The 20,124-nt window shown below is 56.5% G+C and carries 17 protein-coding genes; 5 read left to right on the forward strand and 12 right to left on the reverse strand.

Features of this window, described 5'->3' with window-relative positions; all coding sequences use genetic code 11:
* Positions 1-95 precede the first annotated feature (95 nt).
* Positions 96-2,804 carry a magnesium-translocating P-type ATPase gene (gene mgtA, locus KP80_RS04630; RefSeq protein WP_052282415.1) on the reverse strand — a complete coding sequence of 903 codons (2,709 nt, stop codon included), beginning with the start codon at positions 2,802-2,804 and terminating at the stop codon, positions 96-98.
* A gap of 357 nt (positions 2,805-3,161) precedes the next feature.
* Between mgtA and treR the strand changes: the two genes are divergently transcribed.
* From treR to nrdG, 5 genes are all read left to right on the forward strand, one after another.
* Entirely contained in the window at positions 3,162-4,109 is a 948-nt protein-coding gene (gene treR / locus KP80_RS04635) for a trehalose operon repressor TreR (protein WP_052282468.1), read from the forward strand.
* A gap of 193 nt (positions 4,110-4,302) precedes the next feature.
* Entirely contained in the window at positions 4,303-5,721 is a 1,419-nt protein-coding gene (treB, locus tag KP80_RS04640; RefSeq protein ID WP_052282416.1) for a PTS trehalose transporter subunit IIBC, read from the forward strand.
* 57 nt (positions 5,722-5,778) lie between these two features.
* Positions 5,779-7,434, forward strand: coding sequence for an alpha,alpha-phosphotrehalase (gene treC, locus KP80_RS04645; RefSeq protein WP_052282417.1), 1,656 nt, complete (start codon positions 5,779-5,781; stop codon positions 7,432-7,434).
* Between the two features lie 385 nt (positions 7,435-7,819).
* Positions 7,820-9,958 carry an anaerobic ribonucleoside-triphosphate reductase gene (gene nrdD, locus KP80_RS04655; protein WP_052282419.1) on the forward strand — a complete coding sequence of 713 codons (2,139 nt, stop codon included), beginning with the start codon at positions 7,820-7,822 and terminating at the stop codon, positions 9,956-9,958.
* A 218-nt stretch (positions 9,959-10,176) separates the two neighbouring features.
* Positions 10,177-10,641: an anaerobic ribonucleoside-triphosphate reductase-activating protein gene (nrdG, locus tag KP80_RS04660; protein WP_052282420.1), complete on the forward strand. Its 465-nt coding sequence runs from the start codon at positions 10,177-10,179 to the stop codon at positions 10,639-10,641.
* 18 nt (positions 10,642-10,659) lie between these two features.
* Here the strand turns inward: nrdG and KP80_RS04665 are convergent, their stop codons facing one another.
* The 11 genes from KP80_RS04665 to cybC form a co-directional block, all read right to left on the reverse strand.
* Complete coding sequence (locus tag KP80_RS04665; protein ID WP_052282421.1) at positions 10,660-12,570, reverse strand: BglG family transcription antiterminator; 1,911 nt, start codon at positions 12,568-12,570, stop codon at positions 10,660-10,662.
* Positions 12,571-12,592: 22 nt separating this feature from the next.
* The gene (locus KP80_RS04670; RefSeq protein WP_052282422.1) at positions 12,593-13,744 is read right to left on the reverse strand and encodes a lactonase family protein; all 1,152 of its coding nucleotides are present in this window, start codon (positions 13,742-13,744) and stop codon (positions 12,593-12,595) included.
* Positions 13,745-13,915: 171 nt separating this feature from the next.
* Complete coding sequence (dagF, locus tag KP80_RS04675) at positions 13,916-14,650, reverse strand: 2-dehydro-3-deoxy-phosphogluconate aldolase (RefSeq protein ID WP_052282423.1); 735 nt, start codon at positions 14,648-14,650, stop codon at positions 13,916-13,918.
* On the reverse strand, positions 14,647-15,765 hold the full coding sequence (locus KP80_RS04680) for a DgaE family pyridoxal phosphate-dependent ammonia lyase (RefSeq protein WP_052282424.1): 1,119 nt from the start codon (positions 15,763-15,765) through the stop codon (positions 14,647-14,649). The genes dagF and KP80_RS04680 overlap by 4 nt, the downstream gene beginning before the upstream one ends.
* Entirely contained in the window at positions 15,749-16,882 is a 1,134-nt protein-coding gene (locus KP80_RS04685; protein ID WP_052282425.1) for an amidohydrolase/deacetylase family metallohydrolase, read from the reverse strand. Before KP80_RS04685 ends, KP80_RS04680 begins: the two co-directional genes overlap by 17 nt.
* An 87-nt stretch (positions 16,883-16,969) precedes the next feature.
* Positions 16,970-17,614, reverse strand: coding sequence for a DUF4310 family protein (locus tag KP80_RS04690; protein WP_052282426.1), 645 nt, complete (start codon positions 17,612-17,614; stop codon positions 16,970-16,972).
* A gap of 12 nt (positions 17,615-17,626) precedes the next feature.
* A complete protein-coding gene (locus tag KP80_RS04695; protein WP_052282427.1) occupies positions 17,627-18,403 on the reverse strand; it encodes a DUF4311 domain-containing protein in 777 nt (258 codons plus the stop codon).
* A 21-nt stretch (positions 18,404-18,424) separates the two neighbouring features.
* A complete protein-coding gene (locus tag KP80_RS04700; RefSeq protein WP_052282428.1) occupies positions 18,425-18,724 on the reverse strand; it encodes a DUF4312 family protein in 300 nt (99 codons plus the stop codon).
* Between the two features lie 2 nt (positions 18,725-18,726).
* Positions 18,727-19,089, reverse strand: coding sequence for an SFCGS family glycine-rich protein (locus KP80_RS04705; protein ID WP_052282429.1), 363 nt, complete (start codon positions 19,087-19,089; stop codon positions 18,727-18,729).
* Between the two features lie 10 nt (positions 19,090-19,099).
* A complete protein-coding gene (locus tag KP80_RS04710) occupies positions 19,100-19,438 on the reverse strand; it encodes a glycine dehydrogenase (protein ID WP_072129041.1) in 339 nt (112 codons plus the stop codon).
* Positions 19,439-19,723: 285 nt separating this feature from the next.
* Positions 19,724-20,110 (reverse strand): cytochrome b562, encoded by a 387-nt coding sequence (cybC, locus tag KP80_RS04715; protein WP_052282430.1) that lies wholly within the window; start codon positions 20,108-20,110, stop codon positions 19,724-19,726.
* Between the last annotated feature and the right edge of the window lie 14 nt (positions 20,111-20,124).

Raw genomic sequence — 20,124 nt, forward strand, 5'->3', positions numbered from 1 at the left:
CAGGATTTTAGTTTTTTCGTGTAATGACTCCCAACGAGAAACCACCCTTTGGTGGTTTCTCGCTATTTCAATTGATGATTCTTGTCTGCCGCCAATCACTGCCAGCCATAACGGCGGCTGAAGAATCCTTTCACCATCTGCGTGAACGTCATGTAGCCCACCAGAATCGCCACCAGCCATGGGAAATAGCTCAGCGGGAGCGGCTGCAGTTGCAGGTAGCTTGCCAACGGTGAGAACGGCAGTGCGATACCGACCGCCATCACGACCAGGGTCATGGCAAACAGCGGCCACGCGGCGCGGCTCTGCACAAATGGAATACGACGGGTACGGATCATGTGCACAATCAGCGTCTGCGATAGCAGCCCCTCAATAAACCAGCCGGACTGGAACAGGGTCTGCATTTCCGGCGTATTCGCCTTAAACACCCACCACATCAGGCAGAAAGTTAGAATATCGAAGATCGAACTGATCGGCCCGAAGAACACCATAAAGCGGCCAAGATCCGCCGGGTTCCAGCGCTGGGGTTTCTGAATCTGTTCGTCATCGACGTTATCAAACGGCAGCGCCACCTGGGATACATCGTACAGCAGGTTCTGAATCAGCAAGTGTAACGGCAGCATCGGCAGGAATGGCAGGAAGGCGCTGGCCACCAGCACGCTAAAGACGTTACCGAAGTTCGAGCTGGCGGTCATTTTGATGTATTTGAGCATGTTAGAGAAAGTACGACGCCCTTCAATCACCCCCTCTTCCAGCACCATCAGGCTTTTTTCCAGCAGGATGATATCGGCCGCTTCACGGGCGATATCCACCGCACCATCGACGGAGATGCCGATATCTGCCGCCCGCAGCGCCGGCGCATCGTTGATGCCGTCCCCCATAAAGCCAACCACGTGCCCTTCACGTTTGAGCAACGTCACAATGCGTTCTTTATGCATCGGCGTCAGGCGGGCAAACAGCGTGGTACGCTGCGCCAGCAGGGCCAGTTCGTCATCGCTTAAATGCTCGATGTCGCTACCAACAATCACTTCGCCCGCATCCAGCCCGACTTCATGGCATACTTTCGCTGCCACCAGTTCGCTGTCGCCGGTCAGAATTTTAACGGTAATACCGCTGGCCTTCAGCGCTTTCAGCGCCGGCGCGGTGGTCTCTTTCGGCGGATCGAGGAACGCAATGTAGCCTTCCAGGATCAGGTCAGACTCATCAATACGCTGATAATCGCCTTCCCGCGCTGGGAGGAATTTGCTGGCCACCGCCACCACGCGCAGCCCCTGGCGGTTCAGCGTGTCGGTCACTCGCTTGATACGGCGCAGCATAGTCTCATCCAGCGGCACCACTTCACCGTTGTGATGCACCTGCGTACAGACGTTGAGGATCTCCTGCAGCGCACCTTTGCAAATCAGTTTATGAACATCCGCTTTTTCGCTCACGACTACCGACATCCGGCGGCGTTCGAAATCAAACGGAATTTCATCGACTTTCTGCCAGTCGCTGGAGAGCCGACGCGCCGCCACTTCATCCACCCCTTCCAGCACCGCGGTATCCAGCAGGTTTTTCAGCCCGGTCTGATAGTGGCTGTTCAGCCAAGCTGTGTGCAGCACACGTTCACTGGCTTTGCCGGAAACATCGGTGTGGTTCTCCAGCACGATTTTATCCTGGGTCAACGTCCCGGTTTTATCGGTGCAGAGAATATCCATCGCGCCAAAGTTTTGGATGGCGTCGAGGTGCTTCACAATCACTTTCTGTTTTGACAGCTTCACTGCCCCACGCGCCAGCGTTGAGGTCACAATCATCGGCAGCATTTCCGGCGTCAGGCCAACCGCCACCGACAGCGCAAACAGCGCCGCTTCCCACCAATCGCCTTTGGTGTAACCGTTAATCACCAGCACGATAGGCGCCATCACCAGCATAAAGCGAATAAGCAGCATGCTGACGCGGCTAATGCCTTTCTGGAACGCATTCGGTTCGCTCTCCTGCTCGCTGACGCGACCAGCCAACTGACCGAACCAGGTATTGGCACCGGTGGCAATCACCATCGCCTGGGCGGTGCCGCTCACCACATTGGTGCCCATAAAGCACAGCGTGTCGCACTCAAGCGGGTTCGTCTGTTGCGGTTCGCGGGTTTTGGCGACCTTCTCGACCGGCAGCGATTCACCGGTCAGTGATGCCTGAGCGACAAACAGATCGCGCGCCTGAATCACGCGCAGGTCGGCAGGGATCATATCCCCGGCGGCAAGCTTGATGATATCGCCCGGCACCAGTTGATCGATAGGCAGTTCAACCCAGCCATTTTCCCCCTGGTCATTGATGACCCGTAGCACCGTCGCGGTGTTGCTGACCATCGCTTTCAGAGTATCCGCAGCTTTAGTGGAACGGGCTTCTTGCACAAAGTTCAGCAGGGTGGAAATTCCCACCATCAGCACAATCACCACCGCAGCGAACAGATCTTCCGTCGCGTAGGAAACGGCGGCCAGCACGGTCAGCAGGATATTGAAGGGATTGCGGTAGCACAGCCAAAGATGTACCCACCACGGCTGAGGCTGCTGCGCGGGCAGCTGGTTCTCACCGTGCTCGGCACGTGCCTTTTCGACTTCAAGCGCATTCAGCCCTTCCGGGTGGCTATTAAACGCCTGCCACAGTTCCTGCTCGCTGAGCTGCGCCATTTTCAGGCAGTGTTCGCTCAGCGATGGCGGAATCGGCGTGTTGGCGACGCTTTGCTGGGTCGGCATGGGATCGCGCTGGACTAAGCGGCGCGGTAAATGGCGGCCAAGCTGTGCAAACAGCTGCCGGGTTAAATTTTTCAGCATAAAAAAGTCCCCCGCGATCGTTTGAGACGAACGCAGTCGATCCAACAGGCACAGATAATTCTAGCCTGAAGGCAATGTTTTTTTCTTGCAGGGACATGAAATGGGATGTCACTGCCTCACAGCATCGGTAAGGCAGCAAAAACTGGCTTACCGGGAAATTACTCTCCCGCAGGAGAGAGGGGTGGGATCGGGATCCATAACGCCTCCGGTAAGTTAGATAAGAAAAACGCCGCGAATTATACGGAGAAAATCATAAGGTGTGTGACCATTAGAGCGATATAATAACGGTCGGCAATTCAACGGCACGTAAACCATCAGGTTTAACCATAGAAATTATTCACGCGGGGCAACTATATGCTGGAAAATCGACTGACCATCAAAGATATCGCTCGTTTGAGTGGCGTCGGTAAATCCACCGTTTCCCGCGTGCTGAATAATGAGAGCGGCGTCAGCGACCGCACTCGCGAACGCGTCGAAGAGGTGATGCAGCAGCACGGTTTCTCCCCTTCCCGCTCGGCGCGCGCCATGCGTGGGCAAAGCGATAAAGTGGTTGCCATTATCGTCACCCGCCTGGATTCACTTTCCGAAAACCTTGCCGTGCAAACCATGCTGCCCGCCTTCTACGAACAGGGCTATGACCCGATCATGATGGAGAGCCAGTTCTCGCCGGAAAAAGTGGTCGAACATCTGGCGATGCTTAAGCGCCGCAACATCGACGGCGTGATCCTGTTTGGCTTTACCGGCGTCACCGAAGCGATGTTGAGCAATTGGCAATCCACGCTGGTGCTAATGGCGCGCGATGCCAGCGGCTTTACCTCCGTCTGCTATGACGATACCGGTGCTATCACCCAACTGATGCAGCGTCTATTCGATCTCGGCCATCGCCATATCAGCTTCCTCGGCGTGCCAGCCAGCGACGCCACCACCGGCCAGCGCCGCCACGATGCCTATCAGGCCTTCTGCAAACGGCACAAGCTGACGCCCGTCGCCGCACTGCCGGGCCTGGCAATGAAACAGGGCTACGATTTTGCCCGCCAGGTGATAACCTCTGACACCAGCGCACTGATTTGTGCCACCGATACCCTGGCCCTCGGTGCCAGTAAGTACCTTCAGGAGCAGCGCATCGACAATGTGCAGCTTGCCAGTGTCGGTAATACCCCTCTCACCAAGTTCCTGCACCCGGAAATTATCACCGTCGATCCCGGCTATGCCGAGGCTGGACGCCGCGCCGCAGAACAGCTCATCGCCCAGATAGGCGGCAAAAGCGAGCCGCATCAGATAGTGATCCCGGCGATCCTGGCCTAAGCTTAATGTCAGCTTTAATGTGATCGTCGCGACGTTTCGGGAACGTTCCCATTTTCCCGAAAACCTAAACCCGGTACGCTTATATTCAGCGTGTTAATTACGGTTTTGATCCTGAGTCCGTCAGGCTGCCAGACTCAAGCAGCCTGAAGTGGCGGGTATCGGGGAGATCTCACCTCTGTTTTAAGGCCCTATAATGAGCAAAAAAATAGAACAAAAAAACATCGATAAACTTATCGAACTGGTGGGCGGACGCGAGAACATCGCCACCGTCAGCCACTGCATCACGCGTCTGCGCTTCGTACTTAACGACCCGGCTAAGGCCAACCCTAAGGCCATCGAAGAGCTGCCAATGGTGAAAGGCTGCTTTACCAACGCCGGGCAGTTTCAGGTGGTCATTGGTACCGAAGTTGGTGACTACTATGATGCGCTGCTGGCCACCACCGGTCAGAAATCGGCAGATAAAGAGCAGGCCAAACTGGCGGCACGCCAGAACATGAAGTGGCACGAGCAGATGATTTCGCACTTCGCCGAAATCTTCTTCCCACTGCTGCCAGCGCTTATCAGCGGGGGTTTGATCTTAGGCTTCCGCAATGTCATCGGCGATTTGCCGATGAGCAACGGCCAGACGCTGGCGCAGATGCACCCGTCGCTGCAAACCATTTATGACTTCTTATGGCTGATTGGCGAAGCCATCTTCTTCTACCTGCCGGTGGGTATTTGTTGGTCGGCGGTGAAAAAAATGGGCGGCACGCCAATTCTCGGTATCGTCCTTGGCGTAACGCTGGTTTCCCCACAGCTGATGAACGCCTATATGCTGGGCCAGCAGGTGCCAGAAGTATGGAACTTCGGCCTGTTCACTATCGCCAAAGTCGGCTATCAGGCACAGGTTATTCCGGCACTGCTTGCCGGTCTGGCGCTGGGCTTTATTGAAACCCGCCTGAAGCGCATCGTACCTGACTACCTTTACCTGGTCGTCGTACCGGTATGCTCGCTGATTCTCGCCGTCTTCCTCGCCCATGCCTTCATCGGCCCGTTCGGCCGCTGGATTGGCGATGGCGTGGCCTTCGCCGTACGTCACCTGATGACCGGCAGCTTCGCACCGGTGGGTGCTGCGCTGTTCGGCTTCCTATACGCACCACTGGTGATTACCGGTGTGCACCAGACCACACTGGCGATTGATATGCAGATGATTCAAAGCATGGGTGGTACGCCGGTATGGCCGATGATTGCGCTGTCTAACATCGCGCAGGCATCTGCGGTGGTTGGCATCATCATTTGCAGCCGTAAGAGCAACGAGCGTGAAATCTCCGTCCCGGCGGCTATCTCTGCCTATCTGGGCGTCACCGAGCCAGCCATGTACGGGATCAACCTGAAGTACCGCTTCCCAATGCTCTGCGCCATGATCGGCTCCGGTATTGCCGGTCTGCTGTGCGGCCTGAACGGCGTGCTGGCGAACGGCATCGGTGTTGGCGGCCTGCCGGGCATTCTGTCCATCAAGCCGACCTTCTGGGGCGTCTACAGCATCGCGATGGTTATCGCCATTGTGGTGCCGATTATCCTGACCATGATGGTGTACAAGCGCAAACTGCGCCAGGGCACGCTGCCGGTCTAAGTCTCACCTTTGTTCGGGGCGCAATTGCGCCCCTTCGCCTTCTTAAAGGACAACCTCATGAATACACTTCCTCACTGGTGGCAGAACGGCGTTATCTACCAGATTTATCCAAAGAGTTTCCAGGACACCACCGGCCGCGGAACGGGAGATCTGCGCGGTGTGACCTCTCGTCTGGATTACCTGCAAAAGCTCGGTATCGACGCCATCTGGCTAACGCCGTTCTACGTTTCACCGCAGGTTGATAACGGCTACGACGTGGCCAACTACACGGCGATTGACCCCTCTTACGGTACGCTCGACGATTTCGATACGCTGATTGCCGAGGCGCACCAGCGCGGGATCCGCATCGTGCTCGACATGGTGTTGAATCACACCTCAACCCACCACGCGTGGTTTAAAGAATCACTCAACAAAGAGAGCCCGTACCGCCAGTTCTACATCTGGCGCGACGGCACGCCGGAGACGCCGCCGAACAACTGGCGCTCAAAATTTGGCGGTAACGCGTGGCAGTGGGACGCCGCCAGCGGCCAATACTATTTGCACCTGTTCGCCACCGAGCAGGCCGATCTCAATTGGGAAAACCCAACGGTCCGCGATGAGTTGAAGAAGGTTTGCGAATTCTGGGCCGATCGCGGCGTCGATGGTTTGCGCCTCGATGTGGTGAACCTGATCTCCAAAGATCAGTCCTTCCCCAATGATGACCAGGGCGATGGCCGCCGCTTCTATACCGACGGCCCGCGCGCGCATGAATTCCTACAGGAGTTCAGCCGCGATGTCTTCACCCCACGCGGGCTGATGACCGTGGGCGAAATGTCCTCCACCTCGCTGGAAAACTGCCAGCAGTACGCCTCGCTCGATGGCAAAGAGCTGTCGATGACCTTTAACTTCCATCACCTCAAGGTTGATTACCCGGGCGGTGAAAAGTGGACGCTGGCGCGCCCGGACTACGTGGCATTGAAATCGTTGTTCAGCCACTGGCAGCGAGGAATGCACAACAAGGCATGGAACGCGCTGTTCTGGTGTAACCACGATCAGCCGCGTATTGCCTCACGTTTTGGCGATGAAGGTGAATACCGGGTCACGGCAGCTAAAATGCTGGCGATGGTGCTGCACGGCATGCAGGGAACGCCGTACATCTATCAAGGCGAAGAGATTGGCATGACCAACCCGCATTTCGCAACGATCGCGCAATATCGCGATGTGGAAAGCCACAATATGTATACCGAACGGCTGGCGGCTGAGCAAAACGCCGATGAGCTGTTGGCAATCCTTGCCAGTAAATCTCGCGACAACAGCCGGACGCCGATGCAGTGGGACACGAGTGCTAACGCCGGATTTACCCAAGGCGAGCCATGGATTGGCGTCTGCGATAACTACGCGGACATCAACGTCGAACGCGCGCTGGCGGATCCGGATTCGGTGTTTTATGCCTACCAACAGCTGATTACGCTGCGTAAATCACAGCCGGTACTGACATGGGGTGATTATCAGGACCTGCTGCCTGAGCATCCTTCGCTGTGGTGCTATCGCCGCCAGTATCAGGGGAAAACGCTGCTGGTGCTTGCCAACCTTGGTGCTGAACCGCAAGCGTGGCAGCCATCGGAAACGCTGGTCGATGGTCGCGTTTTGATGAGTAACTATGGCGATGCCGCACAAAAACCGGCGGCAATGACGCTGCGCCCATTTGAAGCTATCTGGTGGCTTCTGGGCTAAGCCCACGGCCCGGTAGCCTTGTGCTGCCGGGTCTGCCTGCATCACGCTGTTTTACGGCCCTTTTTGCGCATTTATTACACAGTAAAATTTACATATCCCCTCAACGCCTGTCATCTGTACTCTTGCATTTTTACTTTGTTCTGCATCAATAAAAGCGTAAACATCTTTGATGCAAATCACTACATATAGAACTTAAAATGCTCCCCGGCCCAACATATGGTATTTATCGACTATCATTGCAACAATGAGAATCACGAAGAAGATCGTCGGTATGTGGATAACCTGGGCCGCACTCAGGGGAAAGTATTGGTTAATGGAGCTATTACGCCAATTGTTGTTTTCCCACCGCTGTGGATAACCTGTTCTTATAAATAATGGAGTGATCATGACACCGCATGTGATGAAACGTGATGGCTGTAAAGTGCCGTTCAAATCAGAGCGCATCAAAGAAGCAATTCTGCGTGCAGCTAAAGCAGCGGGAGTCGATGACGCAGACTATTGCGCCACCGTCGCAGCAATCGTTAGCCAGCAAATGCAGGACCAATCGCAGGTTGATATCAACGAGATTCAGACCGCCGTTGAAAACCAGCTGATGTCCGGGCCGTATAAGCAGCTGGCCCGTTCTTATATTGAATATCGCCACGACCGCGACAGCCAGCGCGAAAAGCGCGGCCGCCTGAACCAGGAAATTCGCGGTCTGGTTGAGCAGACCAACTCGGCGCTGCTTAACGAAAACGCCAACAAAGACAGTAAAGTGATCCCAACCCAGCGTGACCTGCTGGCCGGTATCGTCGCTAAACACTATGCGCGCCAGCACCTGCTGCCGCACGACGTCGTCATGGCGCACGAGCGCGGTGTGATTCACTACCACGATCTCGACTATTCGCCGTTCTTCCCGATGTTCAACTGTATGCTTATCGATCTGAAAGGCATGCTGACTCAGGGCTTTAAGATGGGCAACGCGGAAATTGAACCGCCGAAATCCATCTCGACCGCCACTGCGGTCACCGCGCAGATCATCGCGCAGGTCGCCAGCCACATTTACGGCGGCACCACCATCAACCGAATTGATGAAGTGTTAGCACCGTTCGTTGCCGCCAGCTTCAACAAGCACCGCCAAACTGCCGAAGAGTGGCAGATCCCGAACGCCGAAGAGTACGCGCTGTCTCGCACCGAGAAAGAGTGCTACGACGCCTTCCAGTCGCTGGAGTATGAAGTGAATACGCTGCATACCGCCAACGGACAGACGCCGTTCGTCACCTTCGGTTTTGGCCTCGGCACCAGCTGGGAATCGCGTCTGATTCAGCAATCGATTCTGCGCAACCGTATTGCTGGCCTTGGCAAAAACCGCAAAACCGCGGTGTTCCCAAAACTGGTCTTTGCGATTCGCGATGGCCTGAACCACAAACCGGGCGATGCCAACTACGACATCAAACAACTGGCGTTGGAGTGCGCAAGCAAGCGCATGTACCCAGACATCCTCAACTACGATCAGGTGGTTAAGGTTACCGGTTCGTTCAAAACACCGATGGGCTGCCGCAGCTTCCTCGGCGTGTGGGAAAACGAAGAGGGCGAACAGGTACACGACGGGCGTAACAACCTTGGCGTGATAAGCCTGAACCTGCCGCGCATCGCGCTGGAAGCCAAAGGGGATGAAGCCGCATTCTGGTCGCTGCTCGACGAGCGTCTGCTGCTGGCACGTAAAGCGCTGATGACCCGTATTGCGCGTCTGGAAGGGGTAAAAGCCCGCGTCGCGCCAATCCTCTATATGGAAGGCGCCTGCGGCGTACGTCTGAAAGCCGACGATGACGTGTCCGAAATCTTTAAAAACGGCCGCGCATCCATCTCGCTGGGCTACATCGGTATTCACGAGACCATCAACGCGCTGTTCGGTGACCAACACATGTACGACAGCGAAATGCTGCGTGAAAAAGGCGTGGCCATCGTCGCGCGTCTGCGTGAAGCGGTCGACCAATGGAAAGACGAGACCGGCTACGGCTTTAGCCTGTACAGCACGCCAAGCGAAAACCTGTGCGACCGTTTCTGCCGTCTGGATACCGCCGAGTTCGGGCTGGTGAAAGGCGTGACCGACAAGGGTTACTACACCAACAGCTTCCACCTCGACGTGGAGAAAAAGGTTAACCCTTACGACAAAATCGATTTCGAAGCGGCCTACCCTCCGCTGGCGAACGGCGGCTTCATTTGCTACGGCGAGTACCCGAACATCCAGCACAACCTGAAGGCGCTGGAAGACGTGTGGGACTACAGCTACCAGCACGTGCCGTACTACGGTACCAACACGCCAATCGACGAGTGCTACGAGTGCGGCTTCACCGGTGAGTTTGAATGTACCAGCAAAGGCTTCACCTGCCCGAAATGCGGTAACCACGACGCCGCCCGCGTCTCGGTGACGCGCCGCGTATGCGGCTATCTCGGCAGCCCGGACGCACGTCCGTTCAACGCCGGTAAGCAAGAAGAAGTGAAGCGCCGCGTGAAGCATCTGGGGAATGGGCAGTTAGGTTAAGCTAACCATCGTTTTTTGCGGGTCGTTTTCCTCCTCAGCCCGGCCCTCTCCCGCAAGGGAGAGGGTGAAAACCAGCGCTCTCCCTTTACCTCTTTCCGCAAAGCAATTGGCGTTAGAGCAAGGCGGCAAACGAAAGCATCCCGGGGAGCTTACTTTAGTCAGTGACCTGGGTGAGAGAGAGCGGCCAACGCTGCTATGGCGTCAATTGAGAAGCAGAAATGAATTACCACCAATACTACCCCGTCGACATCGTCAACGGCCCCGGCACGCGTTGCACCCTGTTTGTTTCAGGGTGCATTCACGAATGCCCCGGCTGCTACAACAAAAGCACCTGGCGGGTTAACTCCGGCCAGCCGTTCACCGTAGAGATGGCCGACCGCATCATCGCCGATTTAAACGACACGCGGGTTAAGCGTCAGGGGATTTCGCTCTCCGGCGGCGACCCATTGCACCCGCAGAACGTGGCGGAAATCCTCGCGCTGGTGAAACGGATTCACGCCGAATGCCCGGGCAAAGATATCTGGGTGTGGACCGGCTATAAACTCGACGAACTGAATGCCGCGCAGATGGAGGTCGTCGACCTGATCAACGTACTGGTCGACGGCAAGTTCGTGCAGGATTTAAAAGACCCGGCGCTTATCTGGCGCGGCAGCAGTAATCAAGTCGTGCATCATCTGAGATAAATCGCTCACGTCAGCCGTTCAAAACCGGCTGACGCACTCCATCGCCACCGTTTTAAACTCATCAAAGCTACGCGTTGCCGACAGGCGTGCCATCGCGCGCTCGCGCAGGAAGGTGACGAAAATATCGTAGATTGCCATCGCCTCTTCATACTCACTTTTACTGATTGCCAGCAGGAAGATGATGTGTGCGGTTTCGTCGCCCCAGACAATGCCGTCAGGAGCTATCACGGTGTAGACCACCGTCTTTTTCGCCAGCAGTCCCAGCGCATGGGGCAGCGCGATACCATCACCCAGCATGGTGCTGACAATGGCTTCACGCTCGACCACCGAGCCATAAAACTCAGCGTCGACAAACCCTTCCATCTCCAACTGCTCGCACAGTTCGGCAAACAGCGTTTGCTGATCCATCTGGCCGTCAATCACCCGGAAATGGGCTTCGTCGAAGTACTTGTTCAACATAAATGGCCGGGTGCGGTCCACCAGCACCAGCTTGCCGATTTGGTCAAGCTGATAGTCGGTCGGGAAAGGCGCGATGGTAATAACCGGTTTATCTTTTTCGCTGATGCGCGCGGTAGAGATAACAAAATCTTCCGTAATCATCTCCAGCTGTTCGTACTCACGCTGGGAGAGCGTGGCGACAATTTCCACCTGCGGATACTTACGCTGCAAAATCGCTTCGATCATTCGCGCCATCGCATTACCCGCATCGCACACCAGCAGCACCTTTGGTTGGCGCTGATAGCCAATGTTGTAGTGGCGCTCAAGGCCGACGCCGATATGCAGCACCAGAAAACCAATCTCGTTTTCGCTAATGGCGTACGGCGTGTATTTGCCCCAGCTGGAGACCGCCGCCAGCGTCATATCCCATGCCATCGGGTAGTGCTGTTTGATGTTATCGAGTAGCGGATTGGGGATCATTATCTGGTAACGCACGCGGGTAATCATGGTTTTGATGTGAGTTAGCAGATCCGCATGCAGCTGGGCATCATCCAGCAGGTTGTAGTTATATTGCTGATTGATATAGCGCAGGATGTAATTCACCAACGCTTCGTCATCATCGGCGCTGATAGTTTCCGGGTCCACATCCTGGACCTGGCGGGCGGCAATATGCACACACAGCCACTCTTCTTCTGCCGGTGAAAACGGCTTTCCGGCCAACTTTTGCAGCGCGAGTGCCACATCGTGGGCGACGTCACGTACGTTTTGCGCCACATCCTCGGCGCTAAAATCCGCCAGCGGAAAACCTTCGCTGACGCGACGAGCCACCACCGCGCCATACAGACAGAGAAAACGCTCGCCGGCATCGGTCAGGCGAACGCGGTGACGGGTCAGCGTCTCCTGCAGTATCTCTTCAAGCTGCATCGGCACGCTGGCGTCAAATGCTTCTTCACAGATGAGCGGATTGAGCGCGCCTTGCTGGCTCAACTCCCACAGCAGATCGGTCAGACAGGCGCGTAGCGACACTTCGCTGCCAAACAGCTTCATGCCGTGACGCGGGCGCGTCTCCAGGGTCAACTGATAGCGGGCAAAGCGCTCGCGCACCTCTGCCATATCGCTTTGCAGCGTCGCCCGGCTCACAAACCATTCGTCGGCCAAATCCTCAAGCTTGAGGGAGAAGGCCGAGGTGAGAAACCGCACCAGCAAAAAGTGGATACGGTCCTGCGCCGTACGCGGGATATTTTGTGGCTTAGGCGCCGTCTCTTCCAGCGTCTGAAAGCGCGATGGATCGTCGATTTTCAGCTGATAACCACTGCCGCGCGTCAGCACAAACTGCGCGCCGTAGTGCATCAACAGCGCATTGAGCGCGGTGATGTCGGCGCGAACGGTACGGGTCGACACCGACAGCCGCTGCGCCAGTTCATCCTGCGGCAGCGTTTCGTTTTGCAGCAGGCTAAAGAGTTGCGCTAAACGTTGGTTGGGAAATCGCATGTCGGTTCCTTCATATTACGGCTTAAGGTTTTGCAGAAATCACCATCTGAGATGGGCTGCCGACCGGGGTATAGTCCGGCGCAAACGTCAGCTTGCCGTCCTTCGGCGCGACGCTAAAGCGGGTAATGTTATCGCTGCGCTGATTCATGACGTACAGCCAGCGCCCCTGACTATCCAGCGTTAAGCCGCGCGGATAGTCCCCACGGGTCCACACATCATCCTGATGGCTCAGGCTACCGTCCGCCATCACGGTAAAGTGGGCAATGCTGTTGTGCAGTCGGTTAGCAACATACAGCTGCTTACCGTCCGCGCTGAGCACCAGTCCAGCGGCAAAGCTAGTGCCTTTGTACTCTTTCGGCAGCGCCGAGACCGTTTGGCCTTCGCGCAGCAGGCCGCTTTGCTTATCAAGATGATAGAAGGTCAGCGTCGATGATTCTTCGTTAATCAACCATAGACCATCCCCGGCGGGCGTAAAGACAAAGTGGCGCGGCCCGGCTCCCGCGGAAGATGCCGCGATATATGGCGGATCGTTAGGGGTTAACTTGCCGCTCGCGCTGTCGCGGCGGTATTGGTAAATCCGGTCCAGCCCCAGATCGGTGGAGTAGACAAACTTCCCGCTCGGGTCTGCCTGCACCATATGGGCGTGCGGGCCGTTATGGTCGCTCATGGCGAAACTGCCTTCCACCGCGGCTTCCGGTCGCTCGGCGCCCGCCGAGCCATGATCCTGGTGCAAATCCACCGCATCACCGAGGCTGCCATCCGCTTTCACCGGCAGCACCGCAATGGAACCACTGACGTAGTTTGCCACCAGCAGATGACGGTTATCCGGCGTTAGCGACAGATAAACCGGCCCGGCACCGCCGGACACCACCTGATTGAGGCTACTTAAGCTACCATCGTTGCCAATACTCCATGCCTGCACCACGCCCTTTTCCACTTCGCTGGCGGCATACAGCGTTTTGCCATCCTGCGAGACGGTCAGCTGCGCGACGTTAGGCAGCGAGCCGACCAGCGTTTTATCACGTAGCTCGCCGGTTTTGTCGTCAACGGTAAAACGGTAAAGCCCTTCGCCGTTGGGATTGTAGGTCCCGACCCAGGCATACTCGGTTTGCGCGACGGCGCTGGCGGCAAGAAGCGAAAGTGAAGCAGCAAGCAGGTGATGGGCAGTTGGCATGGTGACTCCTTGATGATTCGGTGGGGGTTTTTCCCCTCACCCTAACCCTCTCCCCTGAGGGGCGAGGGGACCGTTCGGTACATTTACGCACGAACGGCGCAAACGACACGGTAGGTTTTCTCCCTCTCCCCTATAGGGAGAGGGCCGGGGTGAGGGGCAATCGGCACTATTTCATAGCTGTTTAGTGATCTCCAGCAGCTGACGTACGTCCGCCGGACGAGTATTACCGCTGGCTTTATCAATAATCGAACTATAGATATGGGGAATAATTTTGCTAACACCAGCATCCAGCGCAATTTTCAGGATTTCGCCGTAATTTTCCAGATCGATACCGCCGGTCGGTTCCAGCCAAAAATCATGACGCGCGCAGGCCTGCGCCACGGCAACGTACTCGTCACGATGTTTCAGACCACCCATCGGGAAATATTTAATAGAGCTGCCGCCCATATCTTTTAGCAGCGCAATCGCGGTCTCCAGCGGGACAATGCCGTCAGGTGTCGTAGAGGACAGCGGGCCGGTGGAGATTTTCACCATGCCCACGGTGCCGGTCGGAGAGACCAGGCCGTTTACCACGGTTTCATTCTGCCCCAGCAGCGCGCGGCTGGTGGCCACGCCGGTGAAGACCTGGTTGACGTGCTGTGGCTGAACCTGGCGAGAAATTTCGCTGACCATCGCCGACTGGTTCGGATCGCCCGCACCGAGCCCGACGGAAAGCGCGTTATCAATCAGCTGCGCATATTCGCGCATGTCCGCTACCGCGCTTTCGATATCCGGGTAATTTTTGGAGAGCACGCCAACCAGCACGTGGCCTTCCGCCGCGTCATAAATCTCGCGCGCATTATCTTTGCTACCCGCAAGGACGTTCAGGCAGACGCGATCGCGATAAAAGTTTGGGGTCAGTTTCATGCGTTTTTCTCCTTGTTAAGAACTTCAGCAATACGACGGGAGACAATCTCCAGCTGCTGCGCGTCCACGCTGCGAACATCGGCTTCGATAATGCCTTCGTTGGCCTTGTAGCCGCGGAAATAGATGGCGTACTCACCCTGCATGAGCGCGCTGACCAGCTCGCCGGTGGCGATACCGGTGACGGCTTCATCAAACTTGATTTCCGCACGGGCGATATCACGCCCGGCGCTATCCCACACCACGCGCGCGGTGACGCCGTTTAGCGTATTCAGCTGTTCAATGAACGGGGTCATTTTGGCCACCATCTCGTCGCCGCTCTCTTTACGCGCCGTCAGATAATGTTCAATGGCGCAGGTCAGCCCCAGAATGCCCTCTTTGCCCACTTTCATGGCGCGGCCAATGCCCATCGACTGGCGCTTCACCCACTCAACGTACTGGGTTTTACCAATCACCAGCCCGCTGGTTGGCCCTTCAATCGCCTTCGCGCCGCTGTAGATAACCAGATCCGCGCCAACGCGGTAGTAGCACTGCAAATCTTCTTCCGCCGCCGCATCCACAATCAGCGGCAGATTATGATGACGCGCCACCACCGCCGCCTGCTCAACGCTGAGCATGCTTTTCTGCACGCAGTGGTGTGATTTGATATACAGAATCGCCGCCGTACGCGGGGTAATTGCCGCCGCTAACTGTTCTGCGGAGCATTCGTTCGCATAGCCCGCTTCCACCAGCTTACCGCCACCCAGCGCGACCATGGTGCCCACCGGTGCGCCAAAGTTCACGTTGTGGCCTTTTGGCAGGACAATTTCGTTGTTCTCAATCGGCGTGACGTGGAGGTTTTCCAGCAGCCAGTCGCTGTCTTTGACCAGCACCGCCGCAACGGACTGCGCAATCCCCGCCGAAGCGCAGGAGACAACGGTCGCCCCTTCTACGTCCAGCAGCCTGGCAATGTAGTCACCGGTTTTGTTGACCAGATCTTTCATCTCAAAATACTGATTCATCCCCGCCATCGCGGCGTCCACCACTTCCGGGCGCGGCGTCGAGACGCCCAGCGCCGTCATGCGGCCGGAGGTATTAATGACTTGTTTTAAATTGTACTTCTCAAAAATTGAAGGCATTTTCCGCGCTCCCTTGTTCGGTCAAATAGCCCTTGCCCGCGCGAATCGCGGCAAGCGGCAGCAGAATCTTGTCAGCCTGAAGGCTCTCTTTTTCAGCATCCACCAGCAGCGTCGGCGTAGATGCGAGGGTGAACAGCGTGAGATCAGCGTCATAGCCAACGTTCAGCCGTCCTTTGTGGGACAAACGCAGCCCGTCGGCGGCCTGTGAGGTCACGCAGGCGATGACCTGCGGCAACGACATGCCGATGGCGAGGAATTTCGACATCACCAGCGCCAGTGAACGCACCGGGCCGTCGATGCGGTTGCGGCAGTAAATATCGGAGCTGATGGTGTCGGGCAGAATGCCCATCGCAATCGCCCGCCGCGCCACTTCAAAGCTGAAGCTGGCGGTACCATGGCCGACATCAAGCCGTACCCCGCGCTTTAAGGCACGCACAATGCTGCTGCGCAGCTCGCCTTCCGGCGTCAAAATACGGTTCGGTTTGCCGTTATAGCAGTGGGTGATAATGTCGCCCGAACTCAACAGTTCGGCGATTTCATCGAGGTTCGGCGGGTTATTGCCGATGTGCACCATCAGCGGCAGATCGCCGTTTTGCTGCTGAATGGCTTTCGCCCGCTCCAGCGGCGTAATACCGTTTTCACCGACTACGCTGCTGCTCATGCGCGCTTTCAGGCCGACGATAAAGTCCGGGTGACGCTGCACCGCCTGTTTCACCGCATCGGCATCGATATTGGCCATATTGGCCAACTCGTTCTGCGCAATCAGCCCGACGCGGGAGATATTGAGCAGCGCGTAAACATCGGTCGCCGCCTGACGGGTGAGCTGATAAAAATCGTCCACGTCATCGGCACCGGTACTGCCCGCGTCAATCACGGTGGTGACACCGGTGGCAATGCCCACGCTGTCCGGCTGGTCGTGGTAAATCGGTGAGTTGGGGTAGCAGTGAACGTGGGAGTCAATCCAGCCCGCGCTGACGTAATAGTTGCCGTCCAGCTCGATGGTTTTGTGCGAGGGCGCGCTAATCTCGCCCAGCGCCGCGATTTTCCCGTCCTGGATGGCGATATCAGTGAGGGTATCGTCGACGAGGCGCGCACGGCGCAGGAGTAAATCAAACATCTCTCTCTCCTGTAAAAATAGGGGGAGGCGTTCGCGTCTTATCCGGCCGGTCTGTTTTGGCCGGATAAGCACTACGCCATGGGGCACTTAGCTAATTGCCACCGGGAAGATAGAACCCAGAAGCATGGCGCCAAGGATCGCGCCGCCGGTAATCGGCTTCTGCCAGATGTAGAAGAGCAGCGCGCCGACCAGCGAACCGATACCGATAGGAATCGAAGCGGTCATCGCACTGAGGATAATCAACGGGCCGAGGAAGCGGCCTGATGCATTACCTGCGCCCATCATCACGTCGGCACCGTAGGTGGAGTCGCTCTGGTTGATGGTGAACTTACGCGCCAGAATGATGATGTAGCCAATCGCCAGACCGATCACCAGCCCGGTAATCAGGGAAGCGATAAAGTTGGTCACCGGGAACATGATGCCCGCGCCCAGCAGCAGCGCCGGAACGCCGAGGCCTACGCCGGTCTGGATGGCGCCGCCGATATCAAGGATCCCCACCAGCGAGCCTTCGATGATACGGGCGAACAGGAAGCTCGCGCCAAACGCCGCCACCGCGCCGTAAGCACCGGTATCAATCCCCGCTTTTAACATCGCCACGAAGGCCACTTCGTTAAACGCGCCGATACCGTACAGGTAGTACATGTGTGTCCCGGCAAAGACGCCGGAAGAGAGCAGGCCCACGAAGATCGGGAACGACCAGTCGGCATACCAAAAACCTTTATTTTGTTCCATGTCAGGCTCCCGTTATTTGCCGCTGATTGAGCTGTGGATCAGGTCCAGCCAGTTCGGCACGGTCAGGTGGAAGGATTCGATCATCTTCATGTCGAAGCCGCGGAAGAAAGCGCTCAGGACGAACAGCGCAACGATGGCAGCCATCATCACCTTGGTGACGCGATGCCAGCCGCTCTCTTCTACACCCTTACCAATCAGGATACCCAGCACCAGGCCCGGTACCGCGTTGCCCATAATCAGCTGCGCTGCGCCGCCGAAGATGGTGGCCCAGAAGCCGGATTTCTTACCGGCATCAATCGCGGCCAGCCAGAAGATCACCGGCATCACGGTGTTCACCAGCAGGTTTGCCGCAGGGACCAGTACCTTCACGGCGGTGACCTGCAGCGCCTGCGGTACGGAGGAAGCCGTTAAGTTAAGGAAGGCCACGACGATCATGCCGATCACGCCGCAGGCAATCGCCATTTTCTTCGGATCGTGCAGCGTCTCACCGACGTTGCGATTTTTGATCATCAGCGCTGCCGCACCCCAGTTCGGGATAATGCGGTGATCGACGTCCTGGGTGAAGGAACCTGCTGCAACGGAAGAAGCCCAGGCGTTAAAGAAGAAGCCAAGGCCAAAGGAGAAGTGGGAAGCCGGATCGCCTTCACAGGAGTTCAGTTCGCCCAACGTACGAAATGCGCCCATCCCTTGGGTGGTGGGCGCATGAAACATACGTGCCGCTCCGGCGCCCACGCCGACGCCAACCAGGCCGCCGATGATGAGCGATTTTATTAAAATTATCAGGAACATATTCTGACCCTTTGGTAAAAATCAGGTTTGCGCGACGAAATCCACTTTATCGATATCAATGGCGGTCACGTTGACGGTTACGTCCAGCTCCACGCTGTACGCACGTCGTTCACGGCGTAAAAAGAAAAACAGGAAGGCTTCTTTTCGTACCGCTTCACGCGCATGAACAACCGCCACGTCCTGTGGCTCAATACGCAATAAGATGTGCGATGATGTTTTCATCACCGCGGCCTGCACATGGTTCAGGGCATCGGCGAACGCCCGCGTTTTGCTCTCGCCTTTGCCCGTGACCCTCACCGTGGTGGTGAATTGTTCTTTCATGTTCACGCGCCGTACTTCTTCTTCCAGGCTTCAACCAGACGCTCGCCCAGCTCTTCTTTATCCATAAAACCGAAGCCCAGTACGTTGAAACCTTCGTTGATGGCGGTCACGCCCTCTTCCACCGAACGCATGCCGTATTTGGCTTTGTAGCCGTGTTTGTTCTGTGCGGTGATGGCGCCTGCGCCGCCGCTGCCGCAGAAAGAGATGCCGAAGGTGGCGTTTTCTGCTTTCATCATGTCGCCAAGCTTCATGTCCGCGGCGACGCCCGGTACGACTACTGCACGAGCACCGGCTTTTTCCGCGCCAGCGGCAACTTTTTGTCCTTTACCCAGGCGGTCGCCAATTACTACGGTGATCTGTTCCATGTGTTGCTCCTTACAGGTTTTCTTTTGCGACTTCGAAGTGGACGGACAGCAGCCAGGCCTCTTCTTTTGGCAGATTGCCGAATTCCGCGACCACGTCGCGAGCCAGATTCATTGAGTCTTCTGATATTTCTTCAAACAGACTGGCGTCCACTTCCGGCAGCGGTTCACCGCTGATTGACCGATGGGCCATGGCCCGCACGTGGGACGTCAACATTTGCTCCTGCACGTCGTTGGGGGTGATACCGCGTTGGCGTAACAGTGCGAACACCTGCTTAAGCATCTTGTCTGCCAGCTGTTCGGTCTGTGCTGCCTGCTCCCCTGCGTCGTGTATTACCGCTCCGTTATTCACTCGTGTTACCCCGCTAATGTCTCTGGGGATAAAACTAACGTTGGGGGCGAGGAGTTTGTAGCGAGTTGTTTTCCACTTCGAAGTGGAAAGGCAGACGGCCTGGGTGATCTGATTCACATATTCATCACGAATCTCACGATTTCGATATATTCGCGTGATGAATGTCACGAATGCGGGACGAGGCAATAGGAAAAGCGAATGGTAAAACGAGGGTCAAAAGTGTGAAGCGGGCGGAACTTTGCGAGAGGAAAGCGGGAAACGTCGGCTGACGCTTCCCGGAAATGCTTAGCGGTACTTCTTGTGATAGGTGTTGCGGGTGGTTTTAAACTCTTCAGCCGCGGCCTGAGCTTCTTTGATTTTGCCTTCGTTGGCCAGCTTCAGCGCACCGTCAATCTGGCCAATCAGGATATCGAAGCCGTGGCGGAAATCTTTCATCTCAGGGCTATCAGGCGCTTTGCCTTCCAGCTTCGGCGGAGTCTCTTTTTGCGCATCGACGGCGGCGGTACGCATCTTGTTCAGCGCGCCTTTCAGCTCGCCTGCATCGGAGGTTTTCTGCACGACTTGCAGATTTTCCGCCAGCGTATCCATATCTTCACCGAGATCAGCAAAGGCCGAAGCCGAGCCGAGGGCAAAAGCAGAGACAGCCAGCATCGCTAACAGTTTTTTACGCATTGCTCACTTCCTTT

The organism is Kluyvera genomosp. 1, assembly GCF_001266615.1.
GTDB classification, from domain to species: domain Bacteria; phylum Pseudomonadota; class Gammaproteobacteria; order Enterobacterales; family Enterobacteriaceae; genus Kluyvera; species Kluyvera cryocrescens_A.

What these genes read in the sequence shown, in the direction of transcription:
- mgtA (WP_052282415.1), bottom strand. Translation starts at nt 2,804, where the DNA reads ATGCTGAAAAATTTAACCCGGCAGCTGTTTGCACAGCTTGGCCGCCAT.
- treB (WP_052282416.1), top strand. Translation starts at nt 4,303, where the DNA reads ATGAGCAAAAAAATAGAACAAAAAAACATCGATAAACTTATCGAACTG.
- treC (WP_052282417.1), top strand. Translation starts at nt 5,779, where the DNA reads ATGAATACACTTCCTCACTGGTGGCAGAACGGCGTTATCTACCAGATT.
- nrdD (WP_052282419.1), top strand. Translation starts at nt 7,820, where the DNA reads ATGACACCGCATGTGATGAAACGTGATGGCTGTAAAGTGCCGTTCAAA.
- nrdG (WP_052282420.1), top strand. Translation starts at nt 10,177, where the DNA reads ATGAATTACCACCAATACTACCCCGTCGACATCGTCAACGGCCCCGGC.
- KP80_RS04665 (WP_052282421.1), bottom strand. Translation starts at nt 12,570, where the DNA reads ATGCGATTTCCCAACCAACGTTTAGCGCAACTCTTTAGCCTGCTGCAA.
- KP80_RS04670 (WP_052282422.1), bottom strand. Translation starts at nt 13,744, where the DNA reads ATGCCAACTGCCCATCACCTGCTTGCTGCTTCACTTTCGCTTCTTGCC.
- dagF (WP_052282423.1), bottom strand. Translation starts at nt 14,650, where the DNA reads ATGAAACTGACCCCAAACTTTTATCGCGATCGCGTCTGCCTGAACGTC.
- KP80_RS04680 (WP_052282424.1), bottom strand. Translation starts at nt 15,765, where the DNA reads ATGCCTTCAATTTTTGAGAAGTACAATTTAAAACAAGTCATTAATACC.
- KP80_RS04685 (WP_052282425.1), bottom strand. Translation starts at nt 16,882, where the DNA reads ATGTTTGATTTACTCCTGCGCCGTGCGCGCCTCGTCGACGATACCCTC.
- KP80_RS04690 (WP_052282426.1), bottom strand. Translation starts at nt 17,614, where the DNA reads ATGGAACAAAATAAAGGTTTTTGGTATGCCGACTGGTCGTTCCCGATC.
- KP80_RS04695 (WP_052282427.1), bottom strand. Translation starts at nt 18,403, where the DNA reads ATGTTCCTGATAATTTTAATAAAATCGCTCATCATCGGCGGCCTGGTT.
- KP80_RS04700 (WP_052282428.1), bottom strand. Translation starts at nt 18,724, where the DNA reads ATGAAAGAACAATTCACCACCACGGTGAGGGTCACGGGCAAAGGCGAG.
- KP80_RS04705 (WP_052282429.1), bottom strand. Translation starts at nt 19,089, where the DNA reads ATGGAACAGATCACCGTAGTAATTGGCGACCGCCTGGGTAAAGGACAA.
- cybC (WP_052282430.1), bottom strand. Translation starts at nt 20,110, where the DNA reads ATGCGTAAAAAACTGTTAGCGATGCTGGCTGTCTCTGCTTTTGCCCTC.